Annotated in this window: 15 protein-coding genes; 9 read left to right on the forward strand and 6 right to left on the reverse strand. The window is 67.1% G+C overall.

Annotation, left to right across the window (positions count from 1 at the left end):
• Window positions 1-30: 30 nt before the first annotated feature.
• From ACTICP_RS04405 to ACTICP_RS04425, 5 genes are all read right to left on the reverse strand, one after another.
• Window positions 31-1,380: an MFS transporter gene (locus tag ACTICP_RS04405; RefSeq protein ID WP_441889892.1), complete on the reverse strand. Its 1,350-nt coding sequence runs from the start codon at window positions 1,378-1,380 to the stop codon at window positions 31-33.
• 84 nt (window positions 1,381-1,464) lie between these two features.
• On the reverse strand, window positions 1,465-2,145 hold the full coding sequence (locus ACTICP_RS04410; RefSeq protein ID WP_441889894.1) for an NRDE family protein: 681 nt from the start codon (window positions 2,143-2,145) through the stop codon (window positions 1,465-1,467).
• Window positions 2,146-2,180: 35 nt separating this feature from the next.
• Window positions 2,181-4,391 carry an arylsulfatase gene (locus tag ACTICP_RS04415; RefSeq protein ID WP_441889896.1) on the reverse strand — a complete coding sequence of 737 codons (2,211 nt, stop codon included), beginning with the start codon at window positions 4,389-4,391 and terminating at the stop codon, window positions 2,181-2,183.
• A 144-nt stretch (window positions 4,392-4,535) separates the two neighbouring features.
• Window positions 4,536-5,396: a LysR family transcriptional regulator gene (locus ACTICP_RS04420; protein WP_441889898.1), complete on the reverse strand. Its 861-nt coding sequence runs from the start codon at window positions 5,394-5,396 to the stop codon at window positions 4,536-4,538.
• Window positions 5,393-6,223 carry an Lrp/AsnC family transcriptional regulator gene (locus ACTICP_RS04425; protein ID WP_441889900.1) on the reverse strand — a complete coding sequence of 277 codons (831 nt, stop codon included), beginning with the start codon at window positions 6,221-6,223 and terminating at the stop codon, window positions 5,393-5,395. Before ACTICP_RS04425 ends, ACTICP_RS04420 begins: the two co-directional genes overlap by 4 nt.
• Before the next feature lie 336 nt (window positions 6,224-6,559).
• On the opposite strand from ACTICP_RS04425, the gene ACTICP_RS04430 reads away from it, so the two are divergent.
• Genes ACTICP_RS04430 through coaBC form a run of 6 tightly spaced genes read left to right on the forward strand, consistent with a single transcriptional unit; the run spans window position 6,560 to window position 14,553 of the window.
• A complete protein-coding gene (locus tag ACTICP_RS04430; protein WP_441889902.1) occupies window positions 6,560-8,113 on the forward strand; it encodes an ABC transporter substrate-binding protein in 1,554 nt (517 codons plus the stop codon).
• A 2-nt stretch (window positions 8,114-8,115) separates the two neighbouring features.
• Window positions 8,116-9,117, forward strand: coding sequence for an ABC transporter permease (locus tag ACTICP_RS04435; RefSeq protein ID WP_441889904.1), 1,002 nt, complete (start codon window positions 8,116-8,118; stop codon window positions 9,115-9,117).
• Complete coding sequence (locus ACTICP_RS04440) at window positions 9,114-10,847, forward strand: dipeptide/oligopeptide/nickel ABC transporter permease/ATP-binding protein (protein WP_441889906.1); 1,734 nt, start codon at window positions 9,114-9,116, stop codon at window positions 10,845-10,847. Before ACTICP_RS04435 ends, ACTICP_RS04440 begins: the two co-directional genes overlap by 4 nt.
• A gap of 26 nt (window positions 10,848-10,873) precedes the next feature.
• The gene (locus ACTICP_RS04445) at window positions 10,874-11,710 is read left to right on the forward strand and encodes an ABC transporter ATP-binding protein (protein ID WP_441889907.1); all 837 of its coding nucleotides are present in this window, start codon (window positions 10,874-10,876) and stop codon (window positions 11,708-11,710) included.
• Window positions 11,707-13,320 (forward strand): amidohydrolase, encoded by a 1,614-nt coding sequence (locus ACTICP_RS04450; protein WP_441889909.1) that lies wholly within the window; start codon window positions 11,707-11,709, stop codon window positions 13,318-13,320. Before ACTICP_RS04445 ends, ACTICP_RS04450 begins: the two co-directional genes overlap by 4 nt.
• A 30-nt stretch (window positions 13,321-13,350) precedes the next feature.
• Window positions 13,351-14,553 (forward strand): bifunctional phosphopantothenoylcysteine decarboxylase/phosphopantothenate--cysteine ligase CoaBC, encoded by a 1,203-nt coding sequence (coaBC, locus tag ACTICP_RS04455; protein ID WP_441889911.1) that lies wholly within the window; start codon window positions 13,351-13,353, stop codon window positions 14,551-14,553.
• A 3-nt stretch (window positions 14,554-14,556) separates the two neighbouring features.
• Here coaBC and ACTICP_RS04460 read toward each other — a convergent pair whose 3' ends face one another.
• Window positions 14,557-15,189: a hypothetical protein gene (locus ACTICP_RS04460; RefSeq protein WP_441889913.1), complete on the reverse strand. Its 633-nt coding sequence runs from the start codon at window positions 15,187-15,189 to the stop codon at window positions 14,557-14,559.
• 128 nt (window positions 15,190-15,317) lie between these two features.
• Between ACTICP_RS04460 and ACTICP_RS04465 the strand changes: the two genes are divergently transcribed.
• The 3 genes from ACTICP_RS04465 to pntB all read left to right on the forward strand — a co-directional run bounded on the left by ACTICP_RS04465 (window position 15,318) and on the right by pntB (window position 20,669).
• The gene (locus ACTICP_RS04465) at window positions 15,318-17,465 is read left to right on the forward strand and encodes an ATP-dependent Clp protease ATP-binding subunit (RefSeq protein ID WP_441889915.1); all 2,148 of its coding nucleotides are present in this window, start codon (window positions 15,318-15,320) and stop codon (window positions 17,463-17,465) included.
• Window positions 17,466-17,709: 244 nt separating this feature from the next.
• On the forward strand, window positions 17,710-19,260 hold the full coding sequence (locus ACTICP_RS04470) for a Re/Si-specific NAD(P)(+) transhydrogenase subunit alpha (RefSeq protein WP_441889917.1): 1,551 nt from the start codon (window positions 17,710-17,712) through the stop codon (window positions 19,258-19,260).
• Entirely contained in the window at window positions 19,257-20,669 is a 1,413-nt protein-coding gene (gene pntB, locus ACTICP_RS04475; protein ID WP_441889919.1) for a Re/Si-specific NAD(P)(+) transhydrogenase subunit beta, read from the forward strand. Before ACTICP_RS04470 ends, pntB begins: the two co-directional genes overlap by 4 nt.
• The last annotated feature ends 25 nt before the right edge of the window (window positions 20,670-20,694 follow it).

The raw sequence follows: 20,694 nt of genomic DNA on the forward strand, positions 1-20,694 counted from the left end.
CTCTCGAGCAGCCCCTCCTCTTCGCTGTTCTCACACCCGGATCGACTGACCGTCGGCTGCGGCCTCGGCATCCGGCGCTCGACGATTCAAGGTCTCGGGAAGAAGAGCGATTCCGATGAGGCCGACGACGCTCAGCACCGCAAGGTACAGAGCCACGAGCCACGGCGTGCCCCCGCTCGCCGCTACCAGAGCAGTAGCGACCAAGGGCGCTGTACCGCCGACGATGGCCACCGGGATCTCGCGGGAGATCGCTATCCCGCTCCAACGCATCGACGTCGGGAAGAGCTCGGCGAGCATCGCGGCGGAGACGCCGATCGTCGATCCCTGGATCACAGCCAGCCCGATGATCAGGGCGATCGCGACGAGCACCGGATTCTCACTCTGGAACAGGAGGAACATCGGGTAGGCGTACAGGATGCCGAAGATCGCGGCTCCGATAAGCACGGGCTTGCGGCCGATGCGGTCCGCGAGGCGGCCGAACAGAGGAGCTGCCGGCATCGTCAGAACCTGCGCGACGATGAGGCCGACGAGGGCGTGCGTCGGGTCGACGGAGAGCGTTCCGGTCACGTACGACAGGGCGTACGTGCCCACGACGTACGTCCACGGCAGCGCGAACACGAAGATCGCCATTCCGGCGAGCAGAGTGCGCCAGTGGTCGCGCACGGCCTGCACGAGTGGGGCGCGGCGGATCTCGCCCTCTCGCTCGACAGCCTCGAACGCCGCCGTCTCCTTGACCTTGAGGCGGAAGTAGAGTGCGAACGCGACGATGACCACGCTGGCGATGAACGGGATGCGCCACCCCCACGACTGGAACTGCTCCTTGGGCAGCATGCTCACCAGCGCGAACGCCGTCGTGGCGAGAGCCATGCCCAGGTAGACGGCAGCGCCCGGGAAGCCAGCTATGTAGGCGCGGTTGCGCACGGCGGAGGATTCACTCGCCATCGTCATCGCCCCGGCGAACTCGGCGCCTGCACCTGCGCCCTGGAAGATGCGCAGCAGGATCAGCAGGATCGGCGCCCAGACGCCGATGGTATCGGCGGTGGGGAGGAGGCCGATGATCGTCGTAGCCGTGCCCATCATGAGCAGCGTCACCAGTAGCGTCGTCTTGCGGCCGACGCGGTCTCCGTAGTGCGCGAAGATCAGCCCGCCGATCGGGCGGGCGCCGAATCCGACGGCGAAGGTCGCGAATGCTCCGAGCATGCCGGCGAGGTCGCCGCCGCCCGGGAAGAACAGCGGTGCGAAGACGAGGGCCGAGGCAAGTCCATAGAGGGTGAAGTCGTACCACTCGATGATGGTGCCGACCGAACTGCCGATGACTGCTCGGTTGCGCTGCTTCTTCGAGTCGAGCCCGAGCTCGTCGATGTCGGGATGATGGGACATGACACTCCTTCGTGTGGCATCAATGGTTACGTACCCATTTGGTTGCGTAACCATAGTAACCGATGCGATCGGCGATTCGCCAGGTCAGTTGCCCGGGAGCGGCACCTCGTGCACCTCGACACCGGCATGACCGACCTCGGCGAGGCAGCAGAGGAGCGATTGAGTCGGGTAGCCGTGCGGACGGTTGTCGCGGATGATCGCCGCATCATCGGTCGGATCCAGCTCCGTGGACGCCGCGAGCAGGTCGCCCCAGCGCTCCTCCCAGTCGTCCGCATGTGCAGTGCGAGCGCGGAACTCGGGAAGCCAACGGGCGATGCGCGCGGTTGCCGGGTCGTCCAGCCCGTCGTGGGCGATCATGTGCACGCCCTGCGGCACCGGCGTCTCGATCAGCTCGGCGCCATCCCAGGAAAGCACGCGCGCGGCATCCGGTCCGACTTCGAGCAAGTTGAAACCGTGCATCGAAAGGGCGCCGACGGGAGAGCGCCCGACGACGGACTCGAGTGCGAGGCTGCCGCGAGTGTGCACGCGGTCCTCAGGCAGCTCGAGCACATCGGCGCGGTTCAGCAGCACGGCGAGCCGTCGTGTCTCGAGGTCGGCCGCGAGCCAGGCGCCGCCGGCGCGTCGATCCCGGATGCCGACCACGCCCGGATGCGTATCGGGCCACCACGGGCCGAGATGATCCCACTCGCGCTGCGGGTCCTCGTCTCGGACCGCGAGAAGACGGGACGCTCCGCCGTCGCCGACATCGATCACCACCGTGCACACGGACGCCAGTCTATGGGCGCGCGCGGGTGACGCCGCTACTGCTGTTGGAGGTCCGCCTCCGAGCTCGCGGCCGGGGTACCGTCAGCGAAGTCGAGCGAGATGGCGCCGAGCTCGCCGCTGAAGGAGAACGGCGGTGCGTAGGCGTCGCTCACCGCGGACGGCGCACTGTGCCCGACCTGTGTGCTCGCCTGCCCCAGTCCTCCCGGCAGGGTCGCCACTGCGCCCTCCATCACGACGCGCCCGTCGACGAGGAAGCGCGCATTCGCCAGCCAGCGCGACTTCACATCCATCTCCCATTCGAGCAGGAACGGCCCGACTGGCAGCGCCTCCGCCGATTCCAGCTCCGTGCGGAGCCCCGCGCGGTTGTAGTCGAGCCGGAGGCGGTCGTTCAGAGCGAACAGCGCGAACCCCGCCGCCCGCCGCCCGGACGAGATAATGACGCCGTCATCGCCAGGAGCACGGGTGATCCGCGTGGCCAGACGATAGGACCGACCCACCCAGTTCGGGCCGGCGACGGTTGAGAACTGCCGGCTTCCCGGCATCAGTACGAAGTGATCGCGGTGGCCATTCGGCCCACGATCCAGGGCACGCAAGTGCGTACGGTCGTCGAGGGGCAGTACGCTGTAACGCTCCGCGGCATCCCACCACTCGCGGTCGAGTCGCGCGACGATCTCCGGGTGCTGTGCGGCGAGGTCGAACTGTTCGGCGAGATCGGTGGTGACGTCGTACAGCTCCCATTCATGGATGCCGTACTCATCGCCCTCACTGTGCCTGGTGACGATCTTCCATCCGTCGTACCAGAGCCCGCGCTTGCCCGTGATCTCGAAGTACTGCGAGCGTGACGGGGCCGGCCGACGCAGAAGTGACGAGCCGTGGATCGGCAGCTGCTCGACGCCGTCGTAGCTCGTCCGCGGCGTGATCCCGGATGCCTCGAGGATGGTCGGCACGATGTCTACGGCGTGGGCGAAATCAGATCGGTATGTGCCCTGCCCTGCCAGCCCTCCGGGCCATCGTGCCATGCACGGCACCCGCACGCCGCCAGCGTAGGTGTCCCATTTGAAGAACCTCATGGGAGTGTTGCCCGCCTGCGCCCACCCGGCGGGGTAATGATTGTGCGTTTTCGGTCCGCCGATCTCATCGAGCTGTGCGAGGTTCTCTTCGATGGAGTCCTCGATGCCCATGTAGTGCCGGAACTGATTGACGGTGCCGTCGCGCCCGCCCTCCGCGGAAGCTCCGTTGTCGGAGACCACGACGACCAGAGTGTCTTCGCTCAGCCCGTTCGCGTCGAGATGGGCCAGAAGCCTTGCCACCTGGTCGTCGGTGTGCTCGAGGAATCCCGAGAACACCTCCTGCATCCGCGCGTACAGTCGCTTCTCGTCTGCGCTCAGGGAGTCCCACGCGGGGATCTTGTCCGCGGAGGGGGGCAGCTCGGTTCCCTGGGGCACGATGCCGTGCTCGATCTGACGCTGCAGAACTCTCGCGCGCTCCGCATCCCACCCGTGGTCGAATCGTCCTTTGTACTTCTCGATGTACGAGGCCGGAGCCTGATGAGGGGCGTGCATCGCGCCGAAGGCGAGGTAGAGGAAGAACGGCCGGTCCTGGCCGGCGCTGATGTGCTCGGAGATCATGCCGATGCTCTGGTCGACCAGATCTTCGGAGAGGTGATAATCCTGGTCCTTCGGCGGGTCGGCGAAGTGGTTGTCGACCCAGAGCTGCGGGGAGAACTGGTCATCCTCACCGCCGACGAACCCGTAGTGACGGTCGAATCCCTTCGCTAGTGGCCAGTGGTCGAAGGGGCCGTCGCCGCCGAGATCGCTCGGCGGAACCAGATGCCATTTGCCCACGGCGTATGTCGAGTAGCCTTCGTCGCGCAGCATCCGTGCGACCGTCGCGGCGTTGGGTTCGACTCGTCCCCGGTAGGAGGGGTAACCGGTGTCGTAGCCGGCCAGATAGCCCATGCCCACCGAATGATGGTTGCGTCCCGTAAGCAGGGAGGCGCGCGATGGTGAGCACAGTGGTGTCATATGGAAGTTCGTGAAGGTGACGCCCTCTGCGCCGATAGAGTCCATCGCGGGAGTATCGGTGGCGCCTCCGAACCGGCCGAGCTGCCCGAATCCGGTGTCGTCCAGGACGATCACCACGAAGTTCGGGGCTCCGACGGGCGGGCGGCGGAAGTCTTCCCAATCGGGCGTTGAGTCGGCGGTCGTCGTACCGATCCGGCCGCCGAACGTTCCGGGTGAGCTCATCGCCTGCTCTCTTCGTCGTGGAGGCATTCCTTTGATGGTTACGTATTCAACACCTATCTGTCAACGCGGCGCCCCGATGCCGTCGATGCGTGAATCCTGTCGATGCCATGCTGCTTCGGCATATCTTCGACCAAGCGACCCCGATTAGCCGAGCAGTGGGCGCATTCCGGTCGAGAGGGCGCGCAGCGCGGTCGCCGCGTAGTGATCCTGTTCCCAGGCAGCGAACAGCGGCAAGTGCAGAGGTGCCCTCGATCGGAGGGGGAGCTCGACGAGGCCCGCGGCGCGTGGCCGTTCGGTGGTGAGGGCCACCCCCTGGCCGGCGGCGACGAGCGAGAACAGCGTTCCGCCGTCATCCGATTCCAGGATGCTGGCGGGGTGGATCTTCTCGTGACGGAACGCGTCATCGACGACAGCCCTCGTGGCGCTGCGGGAAGTGGGGAGCAAGAGCCTGCGCGTAGCGAGCTTGCGGAGCGATATCTCGGAGAGCCCCGCCCACGGGTCATCGCGGCGCACCTGAGCGCGGACGGTGATCTCACCGAGGTACAGGTGCGCGAAGATCGGCGGCGGGGTGAAGGGCATGATGGCGAGATCCGCACCCTCGGCGAACGCGCGTTCGATGGTGTCCGGTGCGTATTCGACGGTGAGGACGGCAGGGTCCGGGGGAGACGTCTGGGCGATGAATCTCTCGAGCATCCCTCTGATCGTGGCGCGGGTGGCGGCGACCGTCACGTGGGTCAATCGCCCCAGGCGGAGGTCGTCAGCGGATCGCTGAGCCTGTTCGTGGGCGTTGAGGAGCGACCGGGCGATGGGTACGAAGGACTGGCCGGCGGCCGTGAGAACGAGTCGGCCGTGCGAGGTGCGGAACAGGGTGAGGCGGGTCTCGGCCTCCAGTGCGCGCAGCCGCCGACTCAGCGCCGGCTGCGCGACGTAGAGCGTCCGCGCGGCTGCCGAGACGGTGCCGAGCTCGACGACGGCGAGAAAGGTGCGAAGTCGTTCGGGGGTCACAGTGAATCCTCCTCGATGGTGATCACATCGACGAACCCTTCCCTTGATCCGTCCGAACGCAGCAGCGCTCCGTCGCGCTTGTAGAAGCGTGTGGTGCTCCATCGATCGGCCACGCGCACCTGCGGGAAGCTCGTCGTGATCATCTCCTCCATCACCTCGATCGCCCAGTGTTCGCGCGACCAGATGCTCACGGCGAGATTTGCCTGTCCGAACAGCGCGAGCGCGGTGCGGACGTGTCCCGGGTAGCGCCACAGCGCCGCACCGATCTCAGCGAGCTGCGCGCGGGGCGCCTGGAGGAGGATCGTGCCCATCGTCGTCCACCCCAGGTGCTCCGCGGCGAAATCGACGTGGAACTCCGCGATCCCGCTACCGTGCACGGCCCGGGGAATCGCGGAGTTCACCGCAGACAGTGAGTAGCCGATGCGTCTGGCGATGTCGGCGGCGGACCGGCGGCCGTCAGCGCCCAGTTCGCGCAGCACCCGCAGCTCGAGCACGGTGGGGTGCCGGGTGACGGTGCGTCCCGCGTCGATTCGTGACAGCTCGACCGCGGCGTGGTGCTGTGGCGCCGGCAGTTTTCCGGTCCGCCATGCCGCAGGCGACACGATCATCTCGCGTACCGGCGTCTGCCGGGCGGCGATGATCCCCGGTATCGAGCCCAGCACCGATTCGACGTACTCGTCCTGCTCGCGAGGAGTCCGGAATCGTGCGTGCAGCACGAGCCCTCTTTGACCGGTTGTCGCCTCGATCGTCGCGATTCGCGCGTCGTGCGCGACGCGAGCGGCGACGGCATCCCGACCCCCCGGTGCGACTTCGAGCTCAATGAGCACGGTGGCGCCGAACGGTGGAAACGAGAACCAGTCCTTGGTTCGGGATGGGAGGCACGTCACCCAGGCGAGGCCACTGTCGTGCAACCGCCTCCAGCGTCGGGACAGCGTTGAAGCGTCCACGTCGAGGATCGGCGCGAGATGGGACCAGCTTGCCCGGGGGTGGAGCTGCAGGGCTCCGATCAACGCCTCAGTCAAAGCATCGAGCGGCAGAGATTCATGCATTCATGGTGCTCTCCACTGTTGAATCATGCACCCAGTGTAGGTGTGGCGCGCATCGTGCTCAAATGGCGGATCACGCAACGAGGCGTCCCGAAAGCACCGCGAAAGGCATCAATCGTGAGTTTCCACAGCAGACGAGTCCGATTCGCCGCACTCGGCGTCGCCCTTGTCCTGGCATCCACCGCTGGCTGCGCTACGACCGGGGGAGGCGAGGGGGTCGACACTATCCGCGGCACGTGGACGAGTGACCCCACGACGTTCGATCCCGCTCTGGTCACCGGTGTCGACGATTACCGGATGGCGCAGATCGGCTACGACACCGTGCTGCGCCGCGACGACGACGGCATCATCGCCGGTATCGCCACGGACTACGAGCAGACCGACAGTGGCGTCATTCTGGAGATCGGCGACGCGGGCACGTGCGGAGACGGCACGGTGATCACCCCGACCATCGTCGCCGATTCCCTGCAGCGCCTCGCCGCCCCCGAGACCGGCTCCGCCATTGCGCCTCTGATCTTCGGCGGTGAAGGGGTGGCGGTCCTCGCCGACGACGAGGCGGGCACCGTCGAGATTCAGCTCGATGCGCCGTACTCGGAACTCGTGGTCGGGCTCACCGTCCCGGCGGCGGGGATCGTGTGTCCGGCTGGCCTCGATGACCCCGAGGGGCTCGCTGCCGGAACCGTCGATGGCGCCTGGAGCGGCCCGTACGCGTTGAGCAAGGCGACACCCGGCGTCGACTACCGCTTCACCCTGCGCGAGGACTACGACAACTGGGCCGACTACGCCGAACCGCTCGTGGGTCGCCCGGCGGAGAACCTCGCCTTCAGCGTCGGTGCGGACGACGCGGTGCCGAACCAGCTCTCAACGGGTGAACTGGACGTTGCGATCGTGCCGCATCAGGATCTGCCACGCTTCGAAGGGGACGACTACACGACCGAGTTCGGCGTGCTCGGAGATTACTTCCTGATCTTCAATCAGAGCGAGTCCAGCCCGTTCGCGGACGAGAAGGTCCGCCGCGCCGCCGCCCAGGTGGTCGACCAAGCGGCTTTCCGCGAGGCCGTCAACCCGCTCGGCGAACTGCTCCAATCCGCCGGCGATCCGCAGTTGCAGTGTGTGAACGAGGACGCATCGCTCCTCGTCCCACAGGATGAGGAAGCGGCATCACCGGTGCTCGAGGGCGTGACGATCCGCCTCATCGGACCGACAGCGATCGGTGTGAACGGCGCTGGCGTGACCTACATCGCTGAGCGGCTCCGGGCCGCTGGCGCGACGGTCGAGTCGGATGTGACCGACACCGGCACGTGGATCAGCACGGTCCTCAGCCCCGCGCAGTCCGGAGAATGGGACGCCACGGTCTTCGCGAGCATCAACAATGTGGGAACACTCGTGACCGGCATGAGCCGTCTGCTCGGACCGACCGCCGCCGACGGCGGACGCAACCTTGCGTACGCGCAGAACCCTGTCGCAGACGAGGCGTACGCGGCGGCGATGGCGGCGACGGATGACGAAGCTAAGTGCGCCGCGTACGCCGACGCGCAGGCGGCCGTCCTGGATTCCGTCGCCTTCGTGCCGCTCTCCACGAACGTGACCACCTATGTCGCTCGTGACGGGTTCTCCGTCAGGCACCCCGCCGGCCGCGAGAACCTCTCGACGCTGCGCATCACGGAATGAGCATGACGGGCACGCAGGCAGCGAAGACGAGCATGACGGCTCGTGGGGCGTCGGGGTGGGGGCGCTTCCTCAGACAGAAGGCGATCGAACTGGCAGTCGCGCTAGCAGCGCTGATCCTGCTGACTTTCGTGCTCGTCCTCCTCGTGCCCGGTGATCCCGCCCGTATCGCAGCCGGTATCGATGCGAGCCCTGAGCAGGTCGAGGCCGCGCGCATCGCGCTCGGCCTCGACCAGCCGATCCCTGTGCAGTTCCTGCAGTACGTCACAGGGATCTTCACCGGCGATCTCGGGCAGTCGTTCCGCACCGGTCAGGACGTCACGACGATCATCGCCGTGCGACTGCCGTACACCCTGACGATCGCGCTGGTGGCGATCGCGCTCACCCTGGTGATCTCGGTCGCGATCGGCATCGGGGTCGCCGGACTCACGCGGGGCAACCGCAACCGCTGGCTCGACGTCGGCTTCAGCTGGGTCACCGCCACGCTGCAGACGCTGCCCGTCTACGTCTTCGGGGCGATCCTCGTCATCGTATTCGCGGTCACTCTCGGTGTGCTCCCGGCTGCGGGCGCGACGAGCCCCGCCTCCTATGTGCTGCCCGCCGTCGCCCTCACCCTCGCACCGACGTGCTCGATCAGCAGGATCGTGCGCCGGGAGGCCTCGGCAGTGCTCGAGCAGGACTACATGCGCACCGCACGCGGATGGCGCATCGGCCGTGTGAAACAGCACATGAAGTACGCCCTCCCGAATCTGCTCGCCTCCACGCTGACGCTCTCGGGCCTGATCCTCGGAAACATGCTCGGCGGGGCCGTGATCGTGGAGCGGGTGTTCGCATGGCCAGGGCTGGGCAACGGGGTGGTCGAGGCGATTCTCGAACGCGACTACCCGTTGATCCGCGGAATCATCCTCACGATCGGGGTGCTCGCCATCATCATCAACCTGACGATCGACATCGTCCTCGCCATCGTCGATCCTCGTGTGCTGCGCTCCGGAAAGGCTTTCGCATGACCGCTGCGACCCCACCTGACACCGTCGCCGTCGCAACGGGCGCGACCGAGTCGCACCGCTGGCGCCTGCACCCGATCCTGCTGAGTGGACTGATCCTGCTCGTGCTCATCGCGCTCGTCGCGGTATTGGCGCCGATGTTCCTGACCACGGACGCGAATGCGCTGACCGACCAGACGCGGCTGTCACCGTCGCCGGAGCATCCGCTCGGCACCGACGAGTTCGGCCGCGATCTGCTCGCGAGATCGCTCGTCGCCACCCGACTGACTCTGCTTCTGACCATCAGTGCCTCGGCGATCTCCGTCATCGTCGGCGTGATCATCGGTCTCGCCGTCTGGCTGCTTCCCGTGCGGGTCAGGCGCTTCATCATCGGCGTCAACTCCGTCGCCGTCGCTTTCCCGAGCCTTGTGCTCGCCCTTGTGATCGCTGCGATCCTCGGCCCTGGTGCCTGGACTGCCGCACTAGCAGTCGGCATCTCCAGCATCCCCGCGTTCGTGAGGCTCACGGTGAACATGGCGGCCCCCGTGCTGGAGCGTGAGTACGTTTCGACCGCACGCCTGCTGCATGTATCCCGGCCGCTCGTGATGACCCGGCACGTGCTCCCGAACATGGCCGAGCCGTTGCTCGTGCTCGCGGCGAGCAACTTCGCCGTCACGCTCGTCGAGCTTTCCGGTCTGTCGTTCATCGGTCTGGGAGTGCAGTCGCCGGAGTACGATTTCGGGCTCCTCCTCAGTGATGCACTCGCCGCGATCTACACGCAGCCGTCGCAGGTGGTCGGACCCAGCGTGATGATCATGCTGACGGGGCTCGCCGCCATGCTCATCGGCGATGGGCTCGCCGCGAGCAGCAATCCGCGCACCCGTGGTGCGCGCCGGGCGACACGAACCGGCATGCTGCACGGCGAGGGCACCTCCGCACCCCAGGATTCCGAGGCGAATTCGGGATCGGATGGTGATGCGAACGCCGTACGCGTGCGTGATCTCAAGGTCACAACAGGCAGTGGCATCGATCTCGTCAAGGGCATCTCCTTCGAGGTGGCTCCGGGTGAGATCGTCGGGCTCGTCGGCGAATCTGGATCGGGGAAGTCGTTGACCGCGATGACTCTCGCGGGCCTCGTGCCCGAAGGGGTCAACGCCACGGCATCCGCCATCGTCGCGGCGGGCAATGACATGCTGAGCGACGTGCCGCCGAAGACGCTCGCGCAGGACATCGCCCTGATCTATCAGGATCCGATGTCGACGTTCAACCCGGCACTTCGCATCGAGACGCAACTCACCGAGGTCGCGCGCACGCATCTCGGTCTCAGCAGAGGGGCTGCGCGCCGCGCACTGTTGGAGCGGTTCGAGCAGCTGCGCATCAGTCGTCCGGCGCGGCGCCTGCGGCAGCATCCGCATGAGTTGTCCGGCGGCATGCTCCAGCGCGCGATGATTGCCTCGTCCCTCATCGCGGATTCGAAGCTGATCATCGCCGACGAGCCGACCACGGCGTTGGACGTCACTGTGCAGGCGGCTGTGCTGCGGCAGTTCGTCGCCGCGGCGCGTGAGCTCGGCGCATCCGTTCTGTTCATCTCGCATGATCTCGGTGTTGTCGAAGCACTCTGCGATCGCGTGATGGTGATGCATCGCGGCGAGATCGTCGAGGAGATGACGGCCGACCGTCTTGCCCGTCGTGACGTCACCCACCCGTATACGCAGAAGCTGCTCGACGCGGCCGAGTACGTCGAAGCGCTGTGAGTTCCGAAATGGAGACGAGACGGAACATGCCGAAGGACCACGCCGCAGCGGGCGCACCGCTGGTGAGCGTCGAAGGACTCGATGTGACCTTCGGCGCGGGGGCCGACGCGACGCGAGCGTTGAGAGACGTGTCGCTGCGGATTATGCCAGGGGAATCCCTGGGCCTGGTCGGTGAGTCCGGGTCGGGCAAATCGACACTCGCGAAGGCTCTGGTGGGGATCAACCCCGTCAGCGCGGGACGGATCGTCATCGCGGGGGAGCAAGTTGGAATGCGCCGGCGCGGAACCCGAGCGGACCGGACGCTGCTGCAGCTGATTCCGCAGGACCCGTACTCCTCGTTGAGCCCGAGGCGCACCGCCGGGCAGGCCATCGCCGAGGCTCTTGATCCGCAGCGGGCGGATGTGCGGAGACAGCGCGAGACGATCATCGAATGGCTCGAACGCGTCGAACTGGATGCCGGTGCCGTCGACAAGTACCCCTATGAGTTCTCCGGTGGTCAGCGCCAGCGGATCGCGATCGCGCGGGCGCTCTGCATCAGGCCGAGGCTCGTGATCGCGGATGAGATCACCTCAGCCCTCGACCTCTCCGTTCAGGCGGAGGTACTGCGCCTGCTCGCGACACTGCGCGCCGAACTCGATCTGACGATGCTCTTCATCTCGCACAATCTCGCCGTGGTCAGGCATGTCAGCGACCGGGTCGCGGTGCTCTTCCAGGGTGAGCTCGTCGAGGAGGGCGACGTCGAGCAGGTCTTCCGTGCACCGCGCGCCGAGTACACCCGCAGCCTTCTCGATTCCGTCCCGGGTCGTCCCGGATTCCGGCTGCGTGACGATCGCGCCGTCGACCACAGCAAGGGAACACCATGAGGATCGACACGATCATTGAGAACGCGCGGATCCGAACCATGGATCCGCGCCGACCCGCGGCATCGAGGATCGGCATCCTGAGCGGGCGCGTCGTCGGTCTGGACGAGGCGCTTGATGGTGTGCAGGCCGATCGCGTCGTCGACCTCGCGGGCGCTGCTGTCCTGCCGGGATTCCACGATGCGCACTTCCATCTGATGCTCACCGGGTTCCGCCTCGCGGCCGTCGATGTGCGGCCGTCGGTCGCATCGACGATGGATGCCGTCCTCGACGCTGTGCGTGCGGGGGCAGCCGGTCTCCCGGAGGGGGAGGTCCTGCACGCCACCGGCTACGACCAAAACATCATCGGCGCGCACCCGACTGCTCGCCAGCTCGATGAGGCGTCCGGAGGTCGCGCCGTGGTGATGGAGCACGTGTCGGCGCACATGACCACGGTCAGCACCGCCGTGTTCGATCTGATCGGGTATCCCGGGGGCGCGGGCGTTCCGGACATCCCCGGCGGGTATGTCGAGCGGGATGTCGAGGGCAGGGCCACCGGTCTTCTCCAGGAGAACGCGCAGAACCTCATCGAGCGCCTGCGAGAGCCGGGGACACAGGAGCAGGTCGCGCGGTACATCGATCTCGCCTCGCGTTACGCACTCGAGTATGGGTTGACGTCGATCTCGGAACCGGGCGCCCGGTACGCGTTCACGGCGTACCAGACCGCACGCGAGCGCGGCGTGCTGATGCCGCGGATTGTCTATATGCCATTCGTATCGCGACTGCGCAGCATCCAGGTGTTCGACGACGGCGACGGGTGGCTCGGCTTCGACGACGGCATCCGGACAGGGCTCGGCGATGATCGGCTCATGCTCGGACCCATGAAGATCGTCACGGACGGCTCGCTCATCGGAAGATCCGCGGCGATGCACGTCTGCTATCACGGCGAGTCCGACAACGCCGGGTTCCTGCGATACGACGCCGAGGAGCTGCAGGCGGCCATCGTCGCGGGGCATCGTGCGGGCTGGACCATAGCCGCGCACGCCATCGGCGATGCCGCGATCGATCATGTGCTGGACGGTTTCGAAGAGGCGCAGCGTGTCCTTCCCCGCCCCGGTGTCCGCCATCGGATCGAGCACTTCGCGGTGGCCGATGATGCGCAGATCGCGCGCGCCGCGGCGCTCGGTGTCATCCCGGTCCCGCAGGGGCGCTTCATCTCGGAGTTCGGTGACGGCATGGCGAAGGCGCTCGGCGCCGATCGCGCACAGCACTGCTACCGGATGCGTTCCCTGCTGGATGCGGGGATCGTGCTACCGGGCTCGACGGACGCGCCGATCGCCGATGCGAATCCCTTGCGTTCGATCCACGACATGGTGAATAGGCAGACGGCGTCTGGAGCGGTGTTGGCGCCGGACGAACGGATCAGTGCGTATGAGGCCGTGCACGCGTATACGGTCGGTTCGAGCTATGCCGTGGGGCAGGAGCACGAGCGCGGAACGTTGATCCCGGGGATGCTCGCTGACCTCGTGGTGCTCTCCGACGATGTGCTCGCCGTCGAACCGGCGGAGATCGGCGGGGTGTCGGTGCGCGCGACGATGATCGGCGGGGAGTTCGTCTTCAACACCGGAGTGTGAGGCGCGGCACTCGTCAGGCAGAATCGAGTCATGAACATCGTCGTCGGAGTCACGGGCGGCATCGCCGCGTACAAGACGGTGCAGCTCGTGCGGCTGCTCATCAAGTCCGGGCATGAGGTGACGGTCATCCCGACCGAAGATGCGCTGCGCTTCGTCGGCACGCCGACTTGGGAGGCGATCAGCCGGAACACCGTCACGACCAGCGTGCACGACGACGTCGCCCGCGTGCGGCACGTGGCGCTCGGGCAGGCGGCCGAGCTCGTCATCGTCGCCCCCGCGACCGCGAACACCATCGCGAAGATGACGGCGGGCCTGGCCGATGACCTGCTCGGCACGACCCTGCTCGCCACGACCGCACCGGTCGCGATCGCCCCGGCGATGCACACCGAGATGTGGCGGCATCCGTCTACGCAGGCGAACATCACAACGCTCCGCGAGCGGGGCGTGCACGTCCTCGGCCCCGCCGACGGCGAGCTCACCGGCGGCGACTCCGGGCCGGGGCGGATGCTGGAACCGGAGGCGATCTTCGCCGACGCCCTCGCCCTCCTCGCCCCGCAGGACCTCACCGGCACGCGTGTCGCGATCTCAGCGGGAGGTACGCGCGAGCCCATCGACCCGGTGCGCTTCCTCGGCAACCGCTCCAGCGGTCGACAGGGCGTCGCGCTCGCCGCTGAGGCCGCCGCCCGTGGCGCGCAGGTCACGCTGGTCTCCGCGAACATTTCCGCGGACGTGCTCGCCGCGGCGAAGCATCCACTCGTCGACATCCACGTGGTCGGCACGGCCGCCGAGCTCGGTGCGGCAATGCAGGATGCTGCGGCCTCTGCCGACGTCGTCATCATGGCGGCTGCGGTCGCCGACTATCGCCCGGCGACGGCATCCGATCAGAAGCTCACCAAAGAGGAGGGCGTTCTCGACCGCATCGACCTCGCCGTGAACGACGACATCGTCGCGGGGCTCGCCGCTTCTCGTCCGGACGGGCAGACGATCGTCGCGTTCGCCGCCGAGACGCTCGCAGACCCGGCCGCCCGTCGCGAGCGCGCGGCAGGCAAGCGCGAGCGCAAGGGCGTCGACCTGCTCGCGGTCAACCTCGCCGACGCCGACCACGGGTTCGAGAATCCGGACAACGCCGTCGAGGTCATCGGCGCGGGCGGTGCCGTCGTGGCATCCGCCGAGGGGCCCAAGCGCGGCGTCGCCGCCGCGATCTGGGATGCGGTCGTCACCCTGCGCGGGTGACCGTCAGGCCTGCTTCTTCGCGAACGTGTGGAGTACTGCCTCGATCTCGTCGACGGCGCCGCGGATCGAAGCGTTCGCGGCCTCGATCGATGCGCGCATCGCGGCCTGCGCGTCGGCATTCTCGGGTGTCACCTCAGCCTCGAGCACAGCATCCCGCGCGGCATCCAGCCGCAGCGCGAGAGCAGCGATGTGATCCATGATGCCCTGCACATCTGCGCTCGCCGCGAGAAAGCCGGCCCATCGGACGAGCACCTGGGTGATCGTGCGACGCTCGCTGTGGATCGCCTCCAGAACCTGCGCGTGATCGCCGGCGTCGTCGATCGCACGCGCCACGATGACCCCGCGGCTGAGCTGGCTGCGCTCTTCGTCGCCCAGCGTATGCAGCAGATCGGTCAGAGCGAGATGGGTGACCGGGTACCAGCGCCGATGGTCTGCGCCGCTCATCCAGCGCTCGAAGAACAGAGCCGTCAGCAGGAAGGTGAGCACGCCCGCCGCGATGCCCGAGAGGATCACCGCCTGCTGCCAGACACCCGTGGTCAAGTCGATCCAGATGACGATGACGAAAACGAGCACGAGAGCGGCGGATCCCGCGATGCGCAACAGTTTTCGTCGCGTGCGCGACGGGTGGCCCTGCATGCGAGCTCCTTCCCTCAGGCCACACCATAGCCGGGAATCACTCCCTCGTCCTCTTCCGCAGATGACGCTGATCTGCTAAAGTTGAGTCAACAACACTCAACTTTGCGAGGAGTCCCAGGAGGAGACAGATGACCACGCCCGCACAAGACGACCAGCAGTCCGCCCTCGAGCAGTTCGGCATCAACCTGACCGACCGCGCCCGCCAGGGCAAGCTCGACCCGGTGATCGGCCGTGACAGCGAGATCCGTCGCGTCAGCCAGGTGCTCACCCGCCGCACGAAGAACAACCCCGTGCTCATCGGCGAGCCCGGCGTCGGTAAGACTGCTGTCGTAGAAGGGCTGGCGCAGCGCATCGTTGCGGGCGACGTCGCCGAATCTCTGAAGGACAAAGACCTCATCACCCTCGACATCTCGGCCCTCGTCGCCGGAGCCATGTACCGCGGGCAGTTCGAAGAGCGCCTGAAGCAGGTCCTGAAGGAGATTACCGAGTCCGACGGCCAGGTCATCACCTTCATCGACGAGCTGCACACGCTCATGGGTGCTGGCGGCGGCGAGGGGTCGGTTGCGGCATCCAACATGCTCAAGCCCATGCTCGCCCGCGGTGAGCTGCACCTGATCGGTGCCACGACGCTGAACGAGTACCGCGAGTACATCGAGAAGGATGCCGCTCTCGAGCGCCGCTTCCAGCAGGTGTACGTCGGCGAGCCGACCGTCGAAGATACGATTGCGATCCTGCGCGGGCTCAAGGGCCGCTACGAGGCGCACCACGGCGTGACGATCTCGGACGGCGCGCTCGTCGCCGCTGCCGCCCTGTCGAACCGGTATCTGCCCGCGCGGCAGCTGCCGGACAAGGCCATCGACCTGATTGACGAGGCGATGTCGCGGTTGAAGATGGAGATCGACTCGTCTCCCGTCGAGATCGATCAGCTCAAGCGCCAGGTCGATCGGATGAAGCTCGAAGAGCTCGCCCTGAAGCGCGAGAAAGATGCCGCGTCGAAGGAGCGCCTGGCCGCGCTGCGCGAGCAGCTCACCGAGCAGGAGCGTGAGCTCGCCGGTCTCGAAGAGCGCTGGGACCGTGAACGCCAGGGGCTCAACCGCGTGGGCGATCTGAAGAAGCAGCTCGACGACGCGGTCACCCAGCGCGACCTCGCGATGCGCAATGCCGACTACACGAAGGCATCCAAGCTCGAGTACGAGACGATCAAGCGCCTCGAGCGCGACATCGCCGAGGCCGAGCACGCCGAGGCCGCATCGGCGGAGTCGGGCGAAGCGCGCATGGTCAACGAGCAGGTCACCGACGAAGACATCGCGGGCGTCATCGCCGCATGGACCGGCATCCCCGTCGGCCGCCTGCTGCAGGGCGAGAGCGAGAGGCTGCTGCATCTCGAGAACGAACTCGGCAGGCGCCTGATCGGACAGAAGGATGCCGTGCGGGCGGTGTCGGATGCCGTCCGCCGCTCGCGCGCGGGCATCAGTGACCCCGGCCGCCCGACCGGATCGTTCCTGTTCCTCGGCCCGACCGGTGTCGGCAAGACCGAGTTGGCCAAGGCGCTCGCCGAGTTCCTGTTCGACGACGAGCACGCGATGGTGCGCATCGACATGTCCGAGTACGGCGAGAAGCACTCCGTGTCACGACTCGTCGGCGCCCCTCCGGGGTACGTCGGCTACGAGCAAGGCGGCCAGCTCACCGAGGCCGTTCGTCGTCGCCCGTACTCGGTCGTGCTGCTCGACGAGGTCGAGAAGGCGCATCCCGAGGTGTTCGACGTGCTGCTGCAGGTGCTCGACGACGGGCGCCTGACCGACGGACAGGGACGCACGGTCGACTTCTCGAACGTCATCCTGATCCTCACCTCGAACATCGGCTCGCCGATCCTCATCGACCCGGTGATGTCTGTTGAGGACAAGCGGGACGCCGTGATGGCGCTGGTGCGGCAGTCGTTCCGGCCCGAGTTCCTCAACCGGCTCGACGACATCGTGATGTTCCAGTCGCTGACCGAGGACGACCTCGCTCAGATCGTCGAGCTCACGGTCGACCAGTTGCAGCAGCGACTGCACGAGCGGCGGCTCGCGCTCGCGGTCACTCCAGACGCGCGGTCGTGGCTCGCCGAACGCGGATACGACCCGGTGTACGGCGCGCGCCCGCTGCGCCGGCTCATCACGACCGAGGTGCAGAACAGGCTCGCCACCGCGCTGCTCTCGGGCGGCGTGCGCGACGGCGACACGGTGCGGGTGGACGTCGCGGCAGACGGGACGGGGCTGGTGCTGACCTCGGCCTGAGTCGCCCCCGCGACACCTGTCAGTCGCGATCACGGATGCATGGACGCATCCGTCATTTCGCCTGACGCCTGTGAAATGGGCTGGCAAGTGTGGGGCTGTGTGATTCTGTAAAGAATCCAGATTCTTTCTGCACCGCCGGGCGGAATATTGCCTTGCGCTTCGGTTCGTCGTCGATAGAGTCTCGTCTCATGTGTGTCGAAGATGGGCAATGCCGTCTGTCATCGACGAGAGACAGGAGTTGTGGATGACGCGTATCGGCATCGTGCAGGAACAGGGCGGTGAGACGCGGGTCGCCGCGACGCCGCAGACCGTGGGCGCTCTGCGCAAGATCGGGTACGACATCGTCGTCGAGAGCGGGGCGGGCGTCGCATCCGCCTATCCGGATGCTGCGTATGCTGCCGCTGGCGCCGAGATCGTCGCCGCCGACGTGGCGTGGGGGTCGCCGATCCTGTTGAAGGTGAATGCACCGACGGATGCGGAGATCGCCAGGATCGCGGATGGCGCGACGCTCATCGCGCAGCTCGCCCCGAACCTGCGGCCCGAGCTGCGTCAGGCGCTGGCGACGCGCGGGATCACGGCGCTCGCCCTGGATGCTGTGCCGCGGATCTCCCGCGCGCAGTCGATGGATGTCCTGAGCTCCATGTCGAACATCTCCGGCTACCGCGCCGTCGTCGAGGCGGCGAACGAGTTCGGTCGCTTCTTCACCGGGCAGGTGACCGCGGCCGGCAAGGTTCCCCCGGCGAAGGTGCTCGTCGCCGGGGCCGGTGTCGCTGGGCTCGCGGCGATCGGCGCAGCATCCAGCCTCGGCGCGATCGTGCGCGCGACCGATCCGCGGCCCGAGGTCGCCGATCAGGTGAAGTCCATCGGCGGCGAGTACCTCGAGGTGATCGTTGCGGAGGAGCAGAAGGAGGTCTCCAGCGACGGGTACGCCAAGGCGACCAGCGAGGCGTATGACCGCCGCGCCGCCGAGCTCTACTCGGAGCAGGCCGCCGACGTCGACATCATCATCACCACGGCGCTGATCCCGGGGCGCGCAGCCCCCGTGCTGATCACGGCGGCGGATGTTGCGAGCATGAAGCCCGGCAGCGTCATCGTCGACATGGCGGCAGCTCTCGGCGGAAACGTCGAGGGCTCGGTCGCCGGAGAGCGCGTCGTCACCGAGAACGGCGTCGTCATTCTCGGCTACACCGACCTCGCCGGGCGCCTGCCCACCCAGGCGTCGCAGCTGTACGGCACGAACCTCGTGAACCTGCTGAAGCTCCTCACCCCCGAGAAGGACGGCCAGCTCGTCCTCGACTTCGACGATGTCGTGCAGCGGGCGGTGACGGTCGTGCGCGACGGCGAAGAGACGTGGCCGCCACCGCCGGTGCAGGTCTCTGCCGCCCCGGCACCGGCGAAGGCCGCGGATGCTGCGCCTGCAGCACCCGCGAAGAAGGGCCTCTCCGGGGGAGCGAAGGTCGCGCTGGTCGCCGTCGGTATCGCGGCGCTCTTCCTCGTCAACGCGGTCGCCCCCGCGCCGCTGCCGCAGCACTTCACCGTGCTGATGCTGTCGGTCGTCGTCGGCTTCTACGTGATCGGCAAGGTTTCGCACGCGCTGCACACCCCGCTGATGAGCGTCACGAACGCCATCTCGGGCATCATCATCGTCGGCGCGATCGTGCAGATCACGACGCCGAACCTCGTGGTGCAGATTCTCTCCGCGGTCGCTGTGCTCGTGGCATCCATCAACATCTTCGGAGGGTTCGCGGTCACGCGCCGAATGCTGAAGATGTTCTCGAAGGGAGCCAGCAAGTGAGCGCCATCGAACTCTCCGCATCGGTCGCGGGAGCGGCGTACATCGTCGCAGCCCTGCTGTTCATCATGAGCCTCGCCGGCCTCAGCCGCCACGAGTCCTCGCGCGCCGGCGTCACGTACGGCATGGTCGGCATGGCGATCGCGCTCGTGGCCACGATCTGGGTCACCTTCCAGGGGGCCTGGGGTCAGCCGCAGGCTGTCATCGGGCTCGTGCTGCTTCTGGTCGCGATGCTCGTGGGCGCCGTGATCGGGCTCTGGCGAGCCCGCAGTGTCGAGATGACCGGCATGCCCGAGCTCATCGCCCTGCTGCACAGCTTCGTGGGGTTGGCCGCCGTGCTCGTCGGCTGGAACGGTCACCTGCACAGCCCGGGCCTCACCGGGGCGCTCGCCGATATCCACCACGCCGAGGTCTTCATCGGCATCTTTATCGGCGGGGTGACCTTCACCGGCTCGATCGTCGCTTTCCTGAAGCTCTCGGGGCGCATCTCGTCGAAGCCGCTCATGCTGCCCGGCAAGAACGTGCTGAACCTCGGTGCGATCGTCGTGTTCATCGGCCTCACGGTCTGGTACGTGATCACCCCGACTCTCGTGCTACTCATCGTCGTGACCGTCCTGGCGCTCGCGCTCGGCTGGCACCTCGTGGCATCCATCGGCGGCGGCGACATGCCCGTGGTCGTCTCGATGCTCAACAGCTACTCGGGCTGGGCCGCGGCCGCCGCCGGATTCCTGCTGAACAACGACCTGCTGATCGTCACCGGCGCCCTGGTCGGATCGTCGGGTGCGTACCTGTCGTACATCATGTGCAAGGCGATGAACCGCTCGTTCATCTCGGTGATCGCCGGCGGGTTCGGGATTGCCGCGCCCGCGAAGGATGACATCGACCACGGCGAGCACCGCGAGATCGATGCGGAATCGGTCGCCGACATGCTCGGCAGCGCCTCGACCGTCGTGATCACCCCCGGCTACGGGATGGCTGTCGCACAGGCGCAGTACCCGGTCGCCGAGCTCACCCAGAAACTCCGCGATCGCGGGGTGGACGTGCGCTTCGGCATCCACCCCGTGGCGGGGCGTCTGCCCGGCCACATGAACGTGCTGCTCGCCGAGGCCAAGGTGCCCTACGACATCGTGCTCGAGATGGACGAAGTGAACGATGACCTGGCATCGACCGCCGTCGTCCTCGTCATCGGTGCGAACGACACCGTGAACCCGGCCGCCGCCGAAGACCCGGGCAGCCCCATCGCTGGGATGCCGGTGCTGCGCGTCTGGGAGGCCGAGAACGTCATCGTGTTCAAGCGCTCGATGGCCTCGGGATACGCCGGAGTGCAGAACCCGCTGTTCTTCCGCGAGAACGCCCAGATGCTGTTCGGCGACGCCAAGGAGCGCGTCGACGACATCCTCCGGGCCCTGTAGCCCCGCGTTCAGGTCGCACTTTCTG

Source organism: Microbacterium sp. (assembly GCF_052102115.1).
GTDB lineage: Bacteria > Actinomycetota > Actinomycetes > Actinomycetales > Microbacteriaceae > Microbacterium.

Bases quoted from the DNA above. Each gene is read 5' to 3' on its own strand.
- ACTICP_RS04440 (WP_441889906.1), top strand. From the start codon at position 9,114: ATGACCGCTGCGACCCCACCTGACACCGTCGCCGTCGCAACGGGCGCG.
- ACTICP_RS04435 (WP_441889904.1), top strand. From the start codon at position 8,116: ATGACGGGCACGCAGGCAGCGAAGACGAGCATGACGGCTCGTGGGGCG.
- ACTICP_RS04415 (WP_441889896.1), bottom strand. From the start codon at position 4,391: ATGAGCTCACCCGGAACGTTCGGCGGCCGGATCGGTACGACGACCGCC.
- ACTICP_RS04445 (WP_441889907.1), top strand. From the start codon at position 10,874: ATGCCGAAGGACCACGCCGCAGCGGGCGCACCGCTGGTGAGCGTCGAA.
- ACTICP_RS04450 (WP_441889909.1), top strand. From the start codon at position 11,707: ATGAGGATCGACACGATCATTGAGAACGCGCGGATCCGAACCATGGAT.
- coaBC (WP_441889911.1), top strand. From the start codon at position 13,351: ATGAACATCGTCGTCGGAGTCACGGGCGGCATCGCCGCGTACAAGACG.
- ACTICP_RS04405 (WP_441889892.1), bottom strand. From the start codon at position 1,380: ATGTCCCATCATCCCGACATCGACGAGCTCGGGCTCGACTCGAAGAAG.
- ACTICP_RS04460 (WP_441889913.1), bottom strand. From the start codon at position 15,189: ATGCAGGGCCACCCGTCGCGCACGCGACGAAAACTGTTGCGCATCGCG.
- ACTICP_RS04465 (WP_441889915.1), top strand. From the start codon at position 15,318: ATGACCACGCCCGCACAAGACGACCAGCAGTCCGCCCTCGAGCAGTTC.
- ACTICP_RS04470 (WP_441889917.1), top strand. From the start codon at position 17,710: ATGACGCGTATCGGCATCGTGCAGGAACAGGGCGGTGAGACGCGGGTC.